We start from the raw sequence: 16,644 nt of genomic DNA, 5'->3' as shown, positions 1-16,644 counted from the left end.
GATTTGCTCTATTCTCTTTCAATTTTTAATACTTGACCTGTATTAGCATTAATTTTTACTTCATAAAGGCCACGTTCAGTAAGGACATCAATTTCATAGACTAATAATCCGCCATCATATTCTAATTCTATTTTTGCAATTCTGCCAGGAACATGTTGTAAAGCAATTTGTACTGCTGTTTCGGCATCAATTCTATAGTTTCTCCAAAAATTATCTCAAAGGACAGGATAGCAGTTTGTTCTAAAACCATAGTCTAACATAAAATCTATCCTCTTTTATTGTTTTACTATGTCATTATATGAATAATTTTGAAATAAAGTTAATAGGAAGCTCACTTATAGAAGTTTTTTGAGATAACAATAATTGATTTTATAAGTTAAGAAGAATTAATTTTTGATTTAAATCACATAAAGATTAGTAGGAGAGAGCTATAATAAGTTTAAAGTTAATTTATTAGGTTATACTACAATATGTCTTATTGTAGATAATTTTAACTATATAATAATGGTGGTGAGTGTATTGAATAAAAATATAGTAATTATTGGTGGAGGTATTGCAGCTCTAAGTGCAATAAAAGCTATTAGAGAAATTGATAAGGAAATAAACATATATGTATTTCAAGATGAAAAATATTATCCTTACTATAGAATAAAATTAACAAAAGGTCTTTTTGATAATATTGAAGAAAGTAAATTTCTACTCCAAAAAAAAGAATGGTATGAATTAAATAAGGTTAATTTATATTTAGATAAAGAAGTTATTGCTATTGATATAGTAAATAATGAAGTAAAAATAAATGATGGAAGCAGTTTAAAATATGATAAATTACTAATAGCTACTGGAGCAAGTAATTTTATTCCTCCAATTAAGGGGATAAATAAAAAGAATGTATTTACTATAAGAAAGTTTGAAGATATTGAAGATATTAAAGCAAATGCTAAAGATAAACAAACAGTATTAAATATTGGTGGTGGAGTTCAAGGTTTAGAAGCTGCATGGGCTTTTAGTAAGGAAGGAAAAGATGTTACTGTAGTTGAAGCTTTAGAAAGATTAATGCCTCGTCAGTTAGACAAAAGAGCATCTGATATTTTAAAAAATAAAATAGAAAAGTGTAATATAAGAATTCTCTTAAATGCACAAGTAGAAAGAATTAGTGGAGAAAGCTCTGTTGATGGTGTTATTTTAAAGGATGGAAATAAGATTAATTGTGATATGATTCTTTATTCTGTAGGAATAAGATCCAATGTTAAATTATTAGAAAATACAGATGTAAAGATTAAACGTGGCGTATTGGTGAATAACAAAATGCAAACTAATATTAAAAATATTTATGCAGCTGGTGATGTAGCAGAACTAGAAGGTCAAATTGGAGGACTTTGGACAGTAGCTTCTGAAGAAGGTAAGATTGCTGGCTATAATATGGTAGAAAAAGATAAGGAGTATTGTATTATTCCGCCTGTTACTATGATGAACGCTTTTAATATTTCAATATTTTCAGTAGGAAATATTGATGAAGAAAATTGCGAAGAAACAATTATTGAAGATAAGAAGGATGAAGAATTATATAAGAGATTATTTATAAAGGATAAAATTATTGTAGGAGCAATTTTAGTGGGAGATACAAGGGAAGCCATGTTTTTAAAAAAGGCTGTTGAAAATAAGATTTTATTATCTGATATGGATTTAAATAATACTTCTTATCAAGATATAATAATAAAATTAAGAAGCAAATAATCAATTTAAAGAAAGTGATTATTTATAAATATTAATTCTTTAATAATTATTAAAAGAAAGTAATAAAAATTTCCTTTTTATACTTGAAATCTATACCAATAATTATGTAAAATAATAGTAACAATATTGGTGAAGGAGATGAAAGTATGGAAAATTATGATGTAGTTTTAGATTACTTTGTAAAAAATGATAGACCTCTAAATGCTACTGCAGTTGCAGAAGGAACAGGTATTGATAAAAAAGAAGTATCAAAAATTATGGATAAATTAAAGAAAGAAGAAAAAATTTATTCTCCTAAGAGATGTTATTGGCAAATAAAGAAGGATTAATAAGTTTTATTAGAGAGTTTTAGAAAGTTAAAATTTTATACTAATATGAAAAATGGCATTTGCAAAATATGCAGATGCCATTAATTTTATAAAATTTTAAAATTATATTTTACTGCTAATTCCTGTAATGAAGAAGGCACATTATCTTCACATATTAAATAATCTATATCATCCAATTCAAACTGCTTAAAGTTTGATCTTTTATTGTATTTTGAAAGATCTGTAAGTACATATAAATGTTTTGCTCTTTCCTTCATCATTCTTACAACTTCACAACGTTCATAATCATTGCCTGTAAGACCTATATCTTCGTCTATGCCATCGGTACCAATAAATAGTTTATCAACGAAGAATTCTTTTAAATTGTGTTTTATTAATGGACCAACATTGACTTCCGATTTTGTTTGATATTCTCCGCCTAGTACTATTACTTTAGTATCTTTATAATCTTTAAGGTACCTAGGAATAAAGCAGGAGTTTGTAATTATTGTAATATCTCTATGAGCTTTTGCAATTTCTAGTGCTAGTATAGCACATGAAGATCCAGACTCAATCATTATTGTTTCATGATCATTTATAATAGCTAAAGCTTTTTTAGCTGCTAGATATTTTTCTTCGTAATTAAATGTTAATCGATAATTTAAATCATCTTCATTATTGACCATGGCAAAACCATGCTCTCTTTTAAGAAGTCCTTTTCTTTCTAATTCATCTAGGTCTTTCCTTATAGTTACTTGTGATACATTACATAATTCTGATAAGTTTTTAACTTCAATTTTTTTATATTGACTTATTAATGTTAATATCTGTAAATGTCTTTTATTCATAATAACTCCTAAAAATAACAGTTTAGTCCTTCATCAAGAAATACTTTTTGATAATCTTTTAAGTCCTCTGGATGAAGTTGTTTAACTAATTTTAAAGAATATTCTCTATTTAATAATTCATATTTTCTTTGACCAAATTGATGAAAAGGTAATAAATTAACATCTTTTATACCAATGTTCTTCAGAAGTTTTGAAAATTCTAAAGCATCTTTAAGAGAATCATTAAAGTCAGGAATTACTGGTATTCTAGCAATAATTATTTTACCACTTTTCACTGCATAAGTCATATTCTCGATTATAATTTCATTATAAACTCCTGTACCTTCAAAATGTTTATCACTATCATAATGTTTCATATCAAATAATAATAAATCAACATCTTCTATTAATGCTTTAAATTCATCCCTTGCTCCATAACCTGTGGTTTCTATTGCTACATGTAGATTGTGCTTTTTACATTCTTTTATAAGTTCAATGGCTTGTTTATATTGAGATAATACTTCACCTCCTGATAAAGTTACACCACCATTAGATTCTTCATAGAAGGGAAGATCTTTTAATATTTCATTAATTATATCATTAATTTCTTTAAATTCTCCTTCATTATTTAGTGCATTTTGGCTACATCCATCTACGCATTTTAAACATCCATCACATTTTCTTCTATCTATTATTATTTTATCATTTACGTGGGTAATGGCTTTTTGTGGGCAAATTTGAACACACCTCAGACAGTGAATACATTTAGATTTATCCCAAGTTATTTCTATTAATGGATTTTGAGATTCAGGATTTGAGCACCATTTACAGGCAAGAGGGCAGCCTTTAAAAAAGACTACAGTTCTAATTCCTGGGCCATCGTGTAAACTAAATTTTTGTATATTAAAGATGCAAGGTAACATTTTATCATCCTCCATATTATTACCAAATAACTAATATTTTAACCATATCTAACTTTTATATCTTTCTTTGAATATATTATATCATATGAAAGTATGAAAAGGAATAAAAATCTTGTAAATGAAAGTATAATAACTTTCGTTTGAAATTAAAATTATTGACATATGAAAAGGCTCTGATATAATAAAAGTATAATGAGGAGGGATGAAAATGAGTCGATATTTTGGGAATTTAACTGAAAGAATGAATCATTTTAGGGAAGAACTATTAGAAGCTAAACCGTATGTTTGTGCAGAGAGAGCAATATTAACTACTGAAGCTTATAAGGAACATGCTGATAAACCAGTTCATTTAAAAAGGGCCTACATGTTAGAAAAAATACTTAATAATATGACAATTTTTATTGAAGATGATACTTTGATAGTTGGTAATCAAGCCTCATCTAATAGAAGTGCTCCAATTTTCCCTGAATATGCCATGGATTGGGTTATAAATGAGCTAGATGATTTTGAAAAAAGGGATGGAGATGTTTTTTACATTACTGAGGAAACTAAGGAAAAGTTAAAGGGAATAGCAGATTATTGGTATCATAATACAGTTAAAGATAAAGGACTTGCATTAATGCCGCCTAGTTCTAAAGTATTCTATGATTTAGGAATTATTAAAGCAGAAGGTAATATTACTTCTGGAGATGCTCATATAGCAGTAGACTATGGAAAAATAATGAAATTTGGATTGAAGGATTATGAAAGAAGAACTAAAGAAGCAATGGCTGCCTTAGATTTAACTGATTTTAATAATATAAAGAAGTATCATTTTTACCAAGCTATATTAATCGTTATTAAGGCTGTTAGGGATTTTGCTAAAAGATATGCAGATTTGGCTTTAGAAATGGCTAAAAAAGAAATAAATGAAAAGAGAAAAGCAGAGCTTTTAGAAATAAGCCGTATAATGAATAAAGTACCTTATGAAGCAGCTGATTCTTATTATGAAGCTATTCAATCAATGTGGTTTATCCATTTAATATTGCAAATTGAATCAAATGGACATTCTTTATCATATGGCAGAATGGACCAATATCTATATCCATACTATAAGAAAGATTTAGAAGCAGGTGTGATTACAGAGGATTCAGCTTGTGAATTGCTAACAAATCTTTGGTTAAAAACATTTACTATAAATAAGATAAGAAGTTGGTCTCACACTCAATTTAGTGCAGGCTCTCCTTTATATCAAAATGTTACAATAGGAGGACAAACTCCCGATAAAAAAGATGCTGTAAATCCTTTATCCTATCTTATCTTAAAGTCTGTAGCTCAAACAAGATTGCCTCAGCCTAACTTAACAGTTAGGTATCATAAAGGATTAGATGATAAGTTTATGAATGAGTGTATTGAAGTTGTTAAGCTTGGATTTGGAATGCCGGCATTTAATTCAGATGAAATAATTATTCCTTCTTTTATTAAGAGAGGAATTAAAGAAGAAGATGCTTACAACTATAGTGCAATTGGCTGTGTTGAAGTTGCTGTTCCTGGAAAATGGGGATATAGATGTACAGGCATGAGTTTTTTAAACTTTCCAAAATCTTTGTTAATTGCGATGAATAATGGTGTTGATCCTAAATCAGGAATAAAGCTTGTTGAGGGTGTTGGGCACTTTAAGGATATGACAAGCTATGATGATTTAAAAAAAGCCTGGGATGTTATAATAAGAGATTTTACAAGGCATAGTGTAATAATAGAAAATTGCTGTGATTTAGTGTTAGAAGCAGAGGTGCCTGATATATTATGTTCTGCATTAGTTGAAGATTGTATTGGCAGAGGTAAGGCAATTAAAGAGGGTGGAGCTGTTTATGACTTTGTAAGTGGACTACAAGTTGGCATAGCAAACTTGGCAGATTCTTTGGCTGCTATTAAAAAGCTGGTATTTGAAGAAAAGAAAATTTCTCCATCAGAATTATGGAGTGCTTTAGAAAGTGACTTTGCAGGAGAAGAAGGAAAAAGGATGCAAAATATGCTGATTTATGATGCGCCTAAGTATGGTAATGATGATGATTATGTAGATTTATTAATTAAGGAAGCATATGAAGTATATATTGACGAGGTTGTTAAGTATCCAAATACAAGATACGGAAGAGGACCAATAGGAGGACTTCGATATGCTGGAACTTCTTCTATTTCAGCAAATGTTGGACAAGGTTTAGGAACTTTGGCAACTCCTGATGGAAGAAATGCAGGAACACCACTTGCAGAGGGATGTTCACCATCTCATTCAATGGATACTAATGGACCAACTGCCGTATTTAAGTCAGTGGCTAAACTTCCAACAGAAGATATAACAGGGGGAGTGCTGTTAAATCAAAAGGTTACGCCAGCCCTTCTTTCTAAGGAAGAAAATAAGCAAAAATTAATAATGCTTATTCGTACTTTCTTTAACCGTTTAAAGGGTTTCCATGTACAATATAATGTTGTTGATAGAGAAACCTTATTAGATGCTCAAAAACATCCAGAAAAGCATAGGGATTTAATTGTCAGGGTAGCAGGATACAGTGCATTCTTTAACGTATTATCTAAGCAAACTCAGGATGATATAATTGAAAGAACGGAGCAAACACTTTAGTAGTTAATTTAGGAGGATAGAGATGGAGTTTATAATTGATACAGTTGATTTAAAAGAAATAAAAGAAATGGTTGAATATTTACCTATTGTTGGGGTAACATCAAATCCATCAATTGTTAAAGCAACATCGCCAAAAAATTTCTTTAATCATATAAAAGAAATAAGAAATATAATTGGAAGTGAGCGTTCTTTACATGTTCAATTAATTTCAAAAGATGCAGAAACAATGATTAAAGAAGCTCATAGAATTCTTGAAGAAATAGATAGGGATGTTTATATAAAAGTACCAGTGTCTATGGAAGGTTTAAAGGCGATAAAGGCTTTAAAGGCAGAGGGAATAAAGGTAACTGCAACTGCAGTATATACAATAATGCAGGCATATCTTGCCTTGGAGTCAGGTGCAGATTATATTGCTCCATATGTTAATCGTATAGGAAATTTAGATGGAGATCCAATGAAGCTTATAAGGGAATTGCAGGAAAGAATAGAAAAAGATAATTATAACTGCAAGATATTAGCTGCAAGTTTTAAGAATATTCAACAAGTTAGAGAAGCTTTTGCAAATGGTGCAGAAGCAATAACTGCAGCGCCAGATATTTTGAAGCAGGTATTTAAAAATCCTTCTATAGAAAAAGCTGTAGATGATTTTAATGATGACTGGTATAGTATGTATGGAGAAGGAAATGGAATGCTAGATATATAAAGAAAAAGAAGCTTTTGTACAAATAATTGTATAAGAGCTTCTTTTTGTATATTTAAATAAACATAATAAATAATCCTTGAATTAATCCAATTATTATACCTAGAATTAGTCCTAGAATTTCTATATGTTTTAATTCTTTTTTTGCAACTTTTATAATTATATCTTCTAACTGTTCTAAATCTAATTCATTTATTTTTTCTTCAATGATTTTTTGAATATCTATTTTTCCTTTTGCTTTATTTAATAAATCCTTGCTAATTTCATCTATAGCTTTAGGGACTTCATTATTAAGAATTTCATCTATATAAGGAGATGCCATTATTCTAAAAGGCATAGGGATAATATTTATCTTTTCATTTATTATTGTTTTAATTTTTTCTATCATATAATCATTGAAGTTATCACCATCAGAATTATCGAGAGCTTGTCTTATGATATCATCTACAGAAAGTAGTTCTTTAGAAATTACATCACCTATATTAGCAGCAATTTCATTTTTTCTTTTAGGAATCAATCCTAATATTTCAATGTTTAATAGGGGAATTTTTATTGGATTAATAGGCCTAAATAATAATCTTATTGCGAGAACATTGGTTATCCATCCAATTAAGCCTCCAACAACTGATAAAATTAATAGTGTAATCATAGTATTCATAAGTACCTCCAATTATGTAAAGTGTATAAGTACGATAAATGTTATATAAAATACATACACAATTTTATAAATAATATATAAACATTTCAAGATTAAATAATTTTATTAAAAATAAAAGGAACCTTTGTATAATAAATATCTATAAAGGTTCCTTTAATATTTTATTTAATTAAAAATTATTATATTATTTATTTTCGCTAGGTAATTTAAATGAGCTTTTTAATGAAACTATTCTATTAAATACTAATTTATTTTTGCTTGTGTATTTAGGATCTACATTAAAGAAGCCGTTTCTTACTAATTGGAATTTATCATGTGGTTTAGCAATTTTTGCTGTTGTAGCTTCTATAAATCCATTTAGTATTTGCATAGAGTTTGGATTAATTTGATCTAGGAAGTTTTTACCTTGATTTTCAGGAGCATCATCTAATATTAACGGTTCGTATAGTCTAAATTCAGCTGGAACAGCAGTTTTTGCATCAACCCAGTGAATTGTACCCTTAACTTTTCTTCCTGTAAATCCTGATCCGCTCTTAGTTTCTGGATCATAAGTACAGTGTAATTCAACAATATTTCCATTTTCATCTTTTATAACTTCATTGCATTTTATAAAGTATGCTCCAATTAATCTTACTTCATTACCAGGATATAATCTAAAGTATTTTTTTACGGGAACTTCCATGAAGTCTTCTTGTTCTATATATATTTCTCTTGAGAATGGAACTTCTCTTGTGCCAGCAGCTTCATTTTTTGCATTGTTTGAAACTGTAAGCATTTCAGTTTTATCTTCTGGATAGTTAGTAATAACTACCTTTAAAGGTCTCATAATAGCCATTGCAGTATTAGCCTTTAATTGAAGATCTTCTCTTATGAAATATTCAAGCATTTGAGAATCAACAATTGAATTAGCTTTGGTAACTCCTATAGCAGTACAGAAGTTTCTGATTGCTTCAGGAGTATATCCTCTTCTTCTTAATCCTGAAATAGTAGGCATTCTTGGATCATCCCATCCATCAACTATCTTTTCGTCAATTAATAGTTTTAGTTTTCTTTTACTCATAACAGTATTAGTCATATTAAGTCTTGCAAATTCAATTTGTCTTGGAGTATGCTCCATTTCACATTCCCTAACAACCCAATCATATAATGGTCTGTGATCTTCAAATTCTAAGGTGCAGATAGAATGAGTAATTCCTTCAATAGCATCTTCTAATGGATGAGCAAAGTCATACATTGGATATATACACCATTTATCACCTGTATTATGGTGAGTAGCGTGAGCAATTCTATAAATTACTGGGTCTCTCATATTCATATTTGGAGATGCCATATCTATTTTTGCTCTAAGAACCTTTTCACCATCAGCAAATTCTCCATTTTTCATTCTTTCTAGTAAGTCTAGATTTTCCTCAACGGATCTGTTTCTATATGGACTTTCCTTACCAGGTTCAGTTAAGGTTCCTCTATATTCTTTTATTTCTTCAGCAGATAAATCATCTACATAGGCAAGACCTTTTTTAACTAAAAGTTTAGCTTTTTCATACATAATATCAAAGTAGTCAGATGCAAAATAAAGGGCATCCCAGTCACCGCCAAGCCATTTAACATCTTCCTTAATTGACTCTACATATTCGGTTTCTTCTTTGGTTGGATTTGTATCATCAAATCTTAGATGGAATTTTCCATTAAATTCTCTTGCAAGACCTGAGTTTAATACTATTGATTTTGCATGCCCTATGTGTAAATAGCCATTAGGTTCAGGTGGAAAACGTGTTATTATTTCATTATGTTTTTTACTTTCTAAATCTTCAATTATTATGTTGCGAATAAAATTAGATGAATTGATTTCATTTGACATATAATTACCTCTCCTATATGAATTATATTTTTTTATAAGATAATATTATGAATTACTAAAATTATGTACATAATTGCATAATAATATGCTAGTTTTACTTTTAATTGTAAACTAAGGAAAGAAAAAAATAAAGGTGTATAGAAATAAAAGTTTGGAAAAACCCTACATTGAAAAAGAAAGTATATTCAGTTATAATGGTATTAAATAATAATTAATATCAACAGAAAATAATAATTGATATTGTTTGCATAAAAATTATGTTAATAATAACTTGAGATAAGTAATTATTAAAAATACTGGAGTGATTAATTAATGATTAAATTGATTTTATCAGATATGGATGGTACTTTATTAAATGATAAGAATGAGATTAATGAGGAATTTTATCCTACCTTTGAAAAGTTATTAAATAAAAAAATAATTTTCGGAGCAGCAAGTGGGAGGCAATATTATAATCTTCTAGATAGATTCGATAAAGTAAAGGAAAATATGCTTTTTATAGCCGAAAATGGAACTTATGTTGTATATAAAGGAAAAGAACTTATTGTAAATTCCTTAGATAGAGAAATTGCAATGGAAGTAATAATGATAGGAAGAAAGATAGAAAATACTTTTCCTATATTATGCGGAAAAAAAGGAGCTTATATAGAAAATATAGATCCAAGATTAATTAAGGAAACAGAAAAGTATTATGCTAGATATTCAGTAGTAGATGATCTAACTAAGGTTGAGGATGAAATTTTAAAGGTGGCAATTTGTGACTTCTCAGGTTCAGAAAATAATAGTTTGAAATATTATAAAGAGTATATGAATAAAGCTAAAATTGCTGTTTCAGGTAAGATTTGGCTTGATATAACTAATAAAAATGCGAATAAGGGATTTGCTGTAAGAAAAATTCAAGAGTTACTAAAAATTAAGTACCAAGAAACAATGGTATTTGGGGATTATCTTAATGATGTAGAAATGATGGAAAGTGCTTATTATAGCTTTGCTATGGAAAATGCCCATAAGGACTTAAAAAAAGTATCTAGATTTATAACAAAGAGTAATAATGAAAATGGAGTAGTGGATACCATAAAGGAGATAGCATTAAGTAACAATGTTAAAAGACTATCAACAATTGAGGAAGATGAAGAATATACAGCGTAATAGTATTTAAATAAAGCAAAATTTAGAAATCATTTTGCTTAGTTAAAATTAATTAGGAGTAAAAAATATAACTTAAATTAATAATAAAAGGAATGTTATGGAAGATATAACATTCCTTTTTATATAAATAATTTTTATCCTTCCTTGTTTATATGTTGACTTTGGAAACCTTCTTTTTCAATAGATTGTTTTTTTCTGGTTCTATTATGATTTTTTCCTTCTTCATCAGTTATTGGTGTTTGAAAATTGCATTTTGCCATACGAGCATATTTATTATCTGGTTGGCTATCTTTTGGCATTACTTATCATCCTTTCTTACAATAGAATTCAGATATAGTATTTGCATAATAAAATAAAAAATTCTTCTTATTTTATTCCATCAATTCAATTAAAATTATATTATTTTTTGAAGCTTTAAAACTAACTAGACCATTTTTAACTTTTGTTTTATTGCCTGAGTAGAAATCCCTAACCTCGGCACCTTCTTCAAAAATAGATGAAACATCGATTGTGACTTCTTCCTCAACATAAGGGATAATTACAACTTTATCTTCAAAGTTATCATTTTTATAAATTCTACTGAAGGCATAAGGATAATCTTGAAGTTTTTTATGATCGCCTGCACCAATAGCAAGATGATTTCTTCTAAATTGACCAAGCTTTTGCCAATGTTTTAATACTTCCTTGTCTATATTATCCCAGTTCATATCTGATCTTGAAGGCTGGTCTTTGGCAGTAGTAATAGTATTTGTTGAAGGCTTACGGTTTGTTTCATCACCATAGTAAATTTCAATTCCTCCAGGAGCTAATAAAAGTTTAGTTCCTAAATTAATCATATTACCCCTTGTCATTCCAGTATCATGAGAAGATATATAGCTAAGGACATTAAAATTTGGATCAGAGTTTATTTTGCTTGAGTATTCTGAATAAATTTTTTCAAGGGAATCTAAGTTGTCACCCTTAGGAAATTTAAAATTAATAATTGAATCAAAGCCATTATCATAGTAGTGGTTTTTTTCCAAGCCCTGGCCGAAAACTTCTCCTGTCATCCAAAAATCATCACTCCATTGAGAACCAGGACTATTAGGATTGTTCTTTCGCCAGGTTTTTAGAGCTTCATTACATTTATCCTTAAGCTTTTTCCAATGTTCTACTTCTATATGTTTAGTAGTATCGCACCTAAATCCATCTATTCCAAATTCTTCAACCCAAGCAGAATGCCAGTTAATAATATATTCAATTGGAGGTATATTTAAATTTTTTCTATATTTTTTAGCTGCAGGAATTATCCAAGGATCATTATTTTCTTTTGAATCTTTTTCCCATTTAGTTTTTAATATTGGTGGTATATCTACTCCTTTTACTTCTTCGCTTCTTATATCAGGAAGACCGGACAAATTCATGCTGATATCGTCAGTAGATCCTTTATCATATCCAGGCAGGTCAACTCTTATCCAATCCTTCCCCCACCAATTTTCCCATTTACCTTCTCCATAATTATATTCATCCATATCTGCTTTATTGGCATAGCCGGTATGATTAAGAACAACATCTAATACAACTCTAATTCCCTTTGAATGAGCTAAATCCACGAATTCTCGCATTTCTTCGACTGTTCCTATATTTTTATCTATACTAGTCCAATCAAGAGCATAGTAGCCATGATAACCATAATGATCAAAGGAATTCTGTGCATCTCCGGATACAAATCCATGAATTTGTTCTACCGGTGAAGTTATCCAAATTGCATTAATACCTAAATCATTAAAATATCCTTCCTTTAATTTTTGAATTAAACCTTTAATATCTCCGCCATGAAATGTACCAACTGTTGAGCCTTTATCATCTATATTTACTCTGCCATAAGAATTATTATTTGATTTGTCTCCATCATAAAATCTATCAGTCATTACAAAATAAAGACTTACATTGTCCCAAGAAAAAGGTTTAGTTTCAAAATCTTCATTATTGAAAATTAATGAAAATATTAAGATTATCAGTGTTATAATAGCCGTAGATGAATAAAGAAGTTTCTTCCTACTCATAAATTCCCTCCTTAAAATATTAGATATAATTTGAATTTAGCATATATTACTGAGAGTAACAATTTATTAATTTTAAATTTGTATAAATGTACAAAAGTAAGAAAATAAATTAGAATAAAGAATGAAGTTAAAAAAGAAAGGATAATAAAATTTGAGGATTAATAAATTATTGAGCAATTATGGATATTGTTCAAGAAAAGAAACTAATAGGTTAATTGAAGAAGGAAGAATAAAAGTTAATGGTATTATCTGTGTGAAGGGTCAATGGGTAGAAGAAAGCGATGAAATCTTATTAGATGGAAAGAAAGTTACTCCTAAAGAAAAAATATATTTAGCTTTTAATAAGCCAAGAGGTATAGTATGTACTGCTGCTAATGATAAAGTAAACAATATAATTAATTATTTAAGCTATCCAGAATATATCTTTCCTGTTGGGAGATTAGATAAGGATTCTGAAGGACTTATTATTATGACTAATGATGGAGAACTTGCTAATAAAATATTATTTTCAGATAATTATCATGAGAAAGAATATATAGTAAGAGTAGATAAAGAAATAAATGAAGAATTTTTATTAAGAATGTCTAGGGAAGTGAAAATTCTAGATACTACAACAAGGCCTTGTATTGTAGAAAAAATAGATAAAAATATTTTTAAAATAATTTTAACTCAAGGACTTAATAGGCAAATTAGGAGGATGTGTAAAGCTCTTGGATATAAGGTTTTAGAACTTAAAAGAATAAGAATACTAAATATAAAACTTGATGGAATAGAAACGGGGAAGTATATAAAAATACCAGAAGAAGAAATTAATAATTTAATAATATTAATATCAAAAAAGGTGGATAAACTATGAAGAATAGAATTAAAGGATTATCAGTAATTTTTGGGATTTTATTATCTTTAATTATCATTTCAGGATGTTCAAAAAATAATAAGGAAATTATAGATAGGGAGGGAAATAAAATTACATTACCCAATAAAATAGAAAGAATAATATCAACATCACCCTCTAATACTGAAATATTAATAGAATTAGGTCTTAAAGATAAATTAGTTGCTGTAGATACCTACTCAAGCGATGTTGAAGGGATAGATGAAGATTTTATTAAAATAGATTTTTTAAACCCTGATATTGAAACAATAATATCCTTAGAACCAGATATTATTATTAGCTCTGCTAATCTTGCTTTAGATACTAAAGATAAGTTAAAGTTAATTGAGGATGCAGAAATAACGGTAGTTAATATTCCAAGCAGTAATAGCTTAGAAGGAATATATAAAGATATTAGTCTAATAGCAGAGATAACAGGCAGGGAGGAAAAGGGGCTTGAAGTAATTAATAATATGGAGAAAGAAATTGAGCACATAAGAAAAATTGGAAGTAAGATTTCAAAAAAGAAAAAGGTTTATTTTGAAATTGGTTATGGTACTCAGTTATATAGTTTTGGAAGTGAGACTTTTTTAAATGAGATGATAGAGCTTGTAGGGGCTGAAAATATATTTAAAGGTGAGAAGTTTTGGATTTCACCTTCGCCAGAGGCAATTATAGAGGCTAATCCAGATGTTATTTTAACAAATTTTCCAAGTTTAAGTGGTGTTAAAGCAGTTGACGATATAAAAAGCAGAGAAGGTTGGGAAGTAATTACAGCTATTAAAAATAATGATGTTTATATGATAGATACTAATGCTTCATCAAGACCTTCTCATAATGTAATAAAGGCTTTAAAAGAGATTGCAGAGGCGATTTATCCAAATGAGTATAAGTAAGCTATATAAAAGAAAGTTTTTAATTATATTTACTATTATACTATCTTTCATTTTAATTTTTATTGCGCTTTCAGTTGGAAGTTCAGATATTAAAATTAGCAATATATTTTCAATTATTCTTAATAAAATTATTAATTCAAATATAAATAACAATATTGAAAGCAAAGATATATCTATAATCTGGAATGTAAGGTTTCCTAGAGTATTATTAGCTTTTATTGTAGGAGCTGCTTTATCAGCAAGCGGAGCAGTAGTTCAATCAATTTTGAAAAATCCATTAGCGTCTCCTTATACTCTTGGAATATCTTCGGGAGCTTCTCTTGGTGTGGGGATATTGGTGGTTTCAGGAATGTATATACCGATTTTGGGAAATTTATCTATGACAGTTGTTGGTTTTGGATGCAGTTTATTAACTATAATTTTAGTAATAAGTTTTGCAAATATGATAGATGGATCTTTATCAAATAATACAATAATATTATTTGGCATGGTTATATCTTTATTTTTAAATGCAATATTAACAATAGTAACTGCATTATATACAAAAGATATTACAGGGGCAATTTTATGGCAGATGGGTTCTTTTTCAATGAAAAGTTGGAGATATTTTAAATTAAGTGTGCCTTTCTTTATATTTGGATTATTTGGAATAAGCTTTTACTTAAGGGAATTAGATATATTAACCTTTGGAGAAGAGAATGCAAGGGCAATGGGAGTTGAAACTGATAAGGTTAAAAAGCGTTTATTTCTATTGGTAGCAGTATTGACTGGAGCTTCTGTTGCCATAGGAGGAACAATTGGCTTTGTGGATTTGATAGCCCCTCATCTAACAAGAAAGTTAGTTGGTTCAAAGCATTCCTATGTGATTCCAATGTCTGCTATTTTAGGAGGAATGTTAATGGTAATTGCAGATTTAATTTCACGTACTATTCTAATTCCTGTAGAACTGCCAGTAGGAGCTGTAACTGCTATAATAGGTGCTCCATTTTTTACATATTTATATTTGAAAAAAAGGTGATTAAATGATAGATTTAAAAAATGTTTATGCTGGATATAGAGGTAGAGATGTTATAAAAGACATTAATTTAAGAATAAAGGACAATAAAAGAATTTGTATAGTTGGTCCTAATGGAAGTGGGAAGAGTACTTTGTTTAAAGTTATTGCTAATCTTATTCCTTTTAAGGGAAAAGTACTAATAGAAGGAAAAGATATAAAATCTTTTAATAGAAAGAAATTATCAAAAAAAATTGCAATTTTAACTCAAAATTATAATAGTGAATTTCCTTATACAGTGTATGAAAGTGTTGCGTTAGGAAGATATCCATATCTAAGGGGTCCTTTTTCTACTTTAAGTGAAAAGGATAAATTAATTATAGAAGAGAGTATAAAAATTGTTGGCCTACAAACTTTAAAAGATAATTTTATTAATGAATTATCAGGCGGTGAGCTTCAAAGGGTATTTTTAGCGCAAGCTTTTGCTCAAGATCCTTTAGTGCTTCTATTAGATGAGCCAACTAATCATTTAGATTTAAAATATCAACTAGAAATTTTAAATTATATAAAAACTTGGGCTAATGAAAAAAATAAGATAGTTTTAGCTGTTTTACATGATTTAAATTTAGTTTATAGCTTTGCAGATAGAGTTATTCTTATTAATGAGGGAAAGATAAGAAAAGATGGAAGCCCAAAGGAAGTTTTAAATAGTAGAGCTTTGGAAAAGACCTATGATATTAATGTAAGACACTTTATGATAAATAGCTTGGAAAATTGGAAGTAGTTTAGTTAGTTCTAGATAATTTCTAGAATTAACTATTTTTTTGAAGTTTTTTTACAAAAGACTTTACAACTAATAATAATTATTATATAATAATTATTGTAATTAAGGATTTGTGAAGAAAAGAAATTCCTAATTAAATAAATTTTTATATAGTGATATTAAATTATAGGAGGTAAAATTATGAAGAAGTTTGTATGTACAATTTGTGGATATGTTTATGAAGGAGAAGCAGCACCAGCTGAATGTCCAGTATGCCATGCAGGAGCAGATAAGTTCG

The 16,644-nt window shown here is 28.6% G+C and carries 17 protein-coding genes; 10 read left to right on the top strand and 7 right to left on the bottom strand.

Annotated features, from left to right (window positions below; all coding sequences use genetic code 11):
* Nucleotides 1–8: 8 nt before the first annotated feature.
* Nucleotides 9–191, bottom strand: a complete 183-nt coding sequence (locus KQI16_RS00925; protein ID WP_330654124.1) for a PepSY domain-containing protein — start codon at nt 189–191, stop codon at nt 9–11.
* A gap of 328 nt (nt 192–519) precedes the next feature.
* Here KQI16_RS00925 and KQI16_RS00920 point away from each other — a divergent pair, with 328 nt between their 5' ends.
* Nucleotides 520–1,734: an NAD(P)/FAD-dependent oxidoreductase gene (locus tag KQI16_RS00920; RefSeq protein WP_216431558.1), complete on the top strand. Its 1,215-nt coding sequence runs from the start codon at nt 520–522 to the stop codon at nt 1,732–1,734.
* Nucleotides 1,735–1,880: 146 nt separating this feature from the next.
* Nucleotides 1,881–2,063 (top strand): MarR family transcriptional regulator, encoded by a 183-nt coding sequence (locus tag KQI16_RS00915; protein WP_216431557.1) that lies wholly within the window; start codon nt 1,881–1,883, stop codon nt 2,061–2,063.
* Nucleotides 2,064–2,149: 86 nt separating this feature from the next.
* On the opposite strand, the gene KQI16_RS00910 is transcribed toward KQI16_RS00915, so the two are convergent.
* Nucleotides 2,150–2,890, bottom strand: a complete 741-nt coding sequence (locus tag KQI16_RS00910) for a DeoR/GlpR family DNA-binding transcription regulator (RefSeq protein ID WP_216431556.1) — start codon at nt 2,888–2,890, stop codon at nt 2,150–2,152.
* A gap of 8 nt (nt 2,891–2,898) precedes the next feature.
* Nucleotides 2,899–3,792 carry a glycyl-radical enzyme activating protein gene (locus tag KQI16_RS00905; RefSeq protein WP_286172823.1) on the bottom strand — a complete coding sequence of 298 codons (894 nt, stop codon included), beginning with the start codon at nt 3,790–3,792 and terminating at the stop codon, nt 2,899–2,901.
* 208 nt (nt 3,793–4,000) lie between these two features.
* Here KQI16_RS00905 and KQI16_RS00900 point away from each other — a divergent pair, with 208 nt between their 5' ends.
* Together KQI16_RS00900 and KQI16_RS00895 are read left to right on the top strand one after the other, a co-directional pair.
* Complete coding sequence (locus KQI16_RS00900) at nt 4,001–6,409, top strand: glycyl radical protein (RefSeq protein ID WP_286172822.1); 2,409 nt, start codon at nt 4,001–4,003, stop codon at nt 6,407–6,409.
* Between the two features lie 22 nt (nt 6,410–6,431).
* A complete protein-coding gene (locus KQI16_RS00895; protein ID WP_216431553.1) occupies nt 6,432–7,112 on the top strand; it encodes a fructose-6-phosphate aldolase in 681 nt (226 codons plus the stop codon).
* Nucleotides 7,113–7,164: 52 nt separating this feature from the next.
* Here the strand turns inward: KQI16_RS00895 and KQI16_RS00890 are convergent, their stop codons facing one another.
* Nucleotides 7,165–7,767, bottom strand: coding sequence for a DUF445 domain-containing protein (locus KQI16_RS00890; protein ID WP_216431552.1), 603 nt, complete (start codon nt 7,765–7,767; stop codon nt 7,165–7,167).
* Nucleotides 7,768–7,951: 184 nt separating this feature from the next.
* Nucleotides 7,952–9,625 (bottom strand): glutamine--tRNA ligase/YqeY domain fusion protein, encoded by a 1,674-nt coding sequence (locus tag KQI16_RS00885; RefSeq protein WP_216431551.1) that lies wholly within the window; start codon nt 9,623–9,625, stop codon nt 7,952–7,954.
* A 312-nt stretch (nt 9,626–9,937) separates the two neighbouring features.
* Between KQI16_RS00885 and KQI16_RS00880 the strand changes: the two genes are divergently transcribed.
* Nucleotides 9,938–10,774, top strand: coding sequence for an HAD family hydrolase (locus KQI16_RS00880; RefSeq protein ID WP_216431550.1), 837 nt, complete (start codon nt 9,938–9,940; stop codon nt 10,772–10,774).
* Nucleotides 10,775–10,908: 134 nt separating this feature from the next.
* Here KQI16_RS00880 and KQI16_RS00875 read toward each other — a convergent pair whose 3' ends face one another.
* Nucleotides 10,909–11,073: a hypothetical protein gene (locus KQI16_RS00875; RefSeq protein ID WP_216431549.1), complete on the bottom strand. Its 165-nt coding sequence runs from the start codon at nt 11,071–11,073 to the stop codon at nt 10,909–10,911.
* 72 nt (nt 11,074–11,145) lie between these two features.
* Nucleotides 11,146–12,819 carry an alpha-amylase family glycosyl hydrolase gene (locus KQI16_RS00870; RefSeq protein ID WP_216431548.1) on the bottom strand — a complete coding sequence of 558 codons (1,674 nt, stop codon included), beginning with the start codon at nt 12,817–12,819 and terminating at the stop codon, nt 11,146–11,148.
* 151 nt (nt 12,820–12,970) lie between these two features.
* Here KQI16_RS00870 and KQI16_RS00865 point away from each other — a divergent pair, with 151 nt between their 5' ends.
* The 5 genes from KQI16_RS00865 to KQI16_RS00845 all read left to right on the top strand — a co-directional run.
* Entirely contained in the window at nt 12,971–13,675 is a 705-nt protein-coding gene (locus tag KQI16_RS00865) for a pseudouridine synthase (protein WP_216431547.1), read from the top strand.
* Complete coding sequence (locus KQI16_RS00860) at nt 13,672–14,589, top strand: ABC transporter substrate-binding protein (RefSeq protein WP_216431546.1); 918 nt, start codon at nt 13,672–13,674, stop codon at nt 14,587–14,589. The genes KQI16_RS00865 and KQI16_RS00860 overlap by 4 nt, the downstream gene beginning before the upstream one ends.
* Nucleotides 14,576–15,607 (top strand): FecCD family ABC transporter permease, encoded by a 1,032-nt coding sequence (locus KQI16_RS00855; protein WP_216431545.1) that lies wholly within the window; start codon nt 14,576–14,578, stop codon nt 15,605–15,607. Before KQI16_RS00860 ends, KQI16_RS00855 begins: the two co-directional genes overlap by 14 nt.
* A 4-nt stretch (nt 15,608–15,611) precedes the next feature.
* A complete protein-coding gene (locus tag KQI16_RS00850; RefSeq protein WP_216431544.1) occupies nt 15,612–16,367 on the top strand; it encodes an ABC transporter ATP-binding protein in 756 nt (251 codons plus the stop codon).
* A 180-nt stretch (nt 16,368–16,547) separates the two neighbouring features.
* On the top strand, nt 16,548–16,644 hold a 97-nt coding region (locus tag KQI16_RS00845; RefSeq protein WP_442861796.1), incomplete at its 3' end, for a rubredoxin-like domain-containing protein.

The sequence above is a fragment of the Caproiciproducens sp. MSJ-32 genome (assembly GCF_018918055.1).
In the GTDB taxonomy this organism is placed as follows: domain Bacteria; phylum Bacillota; class Clostridia; order Clostridiales; family Clostridiaceae; genus Clostridium.
Note: the sequence above shows the minus strand (reverse complement) of the source record. Positions and strands in the feature narration are given on the sequence as shown.

Excerpts from the sequence above, each read along its gene's own strand:
- KQI16_RS00915 (WP_216431557.1), top strand. The coding sequence starts at position 1,881 with ATGGAAAATTATGATGTAGTTTTAGATTACTTTGTAAAAAATGATAGA.
- KQI16_RS00910 (WP_216431556.1), bottom strand. The coding sequence starts at position 2,890 with ATGAATAAAAGACATTTACAGATATTAACATTAATAAGTCAATATAAA.
- KQI16_RS00905 (WP_286172823.1), bottom strand. The coding sequence starts at position 3,792 with ATGTTACCTTGCATCTTTAATATACAAAAATTTAGTTTACACGATGGC.
- KQI16_RS00900 (WP_286172822.1), top strand. The coding sequence starts at position 4,001 with ATGAGTCGATATTTTGGGAATTTAACTGAAAGAATGAATCATTTTAGG.
- KQI16_RS00895 (WP_216431553.1), top strand. The coding sequence starts at position 6,432 with ATGGAGTTTATAATTGATACAGTTGATTTAAAAGAAATAAAAGAAATG.
- KQI16_RS00890 (WP_216431552.1), bottom strand. The coding sequence starts at position 7,767 with ATGAATACTATGATTACACTATTAATTTTATCAGTTGTTGGAGGCTTA.
- KQI16_RS00885 (WP_216431551.1), bottom strand. The coding sequence starts at position 9,625 with ATGTCAAATGAAATCAATTCATCTAATTTTATTCGCAACATAATAATT.
- KQI16_RS00880 (WP_216431550.1), top strand. The coding sequence starts at position 9,938 with ATGATTAAATTGATTTTATCAGATATGGATGGTACTTTATTAAATGAT.
- KQI16_RS00875 (WP_216431549.1), bottom strand. The coding sequence starts at position 11,073 with ATGCCAAAAGATAGCCAACCAGATAATAAATATGCTCGTATGGCAAAA.
- KQI16_RS00870 (WP_216431548.1), bottom strand. The coding sequence starts at position 12,819 with ATGAGTAGGAAGAAACTTCTTTATTCATCTACGGCTATTATAACACTG.
- KQI16_RS00860 (WP_216431546.1), top strand. The coding sequence starts at position 13,672 with ATGAAGAATAGAATTAAAGGATTATCAGTAATTTTTGGGATTTTATTA.
- KQI16_RS00855 (WP_216431545.1), top strand. The coding sequence starts at position 14,576 with ATGAGTATAAGTAAGCTATATAAAAGAAAGTTTTTAATTATATTTACT.
- KQI16_RS00850 (WP_216431544.1), top strand. The coding sequence starts at position 15,612 with ATGATAGATTTAAAAAATGTTTATGCTGGATATAGAGGTAGAGATGTT.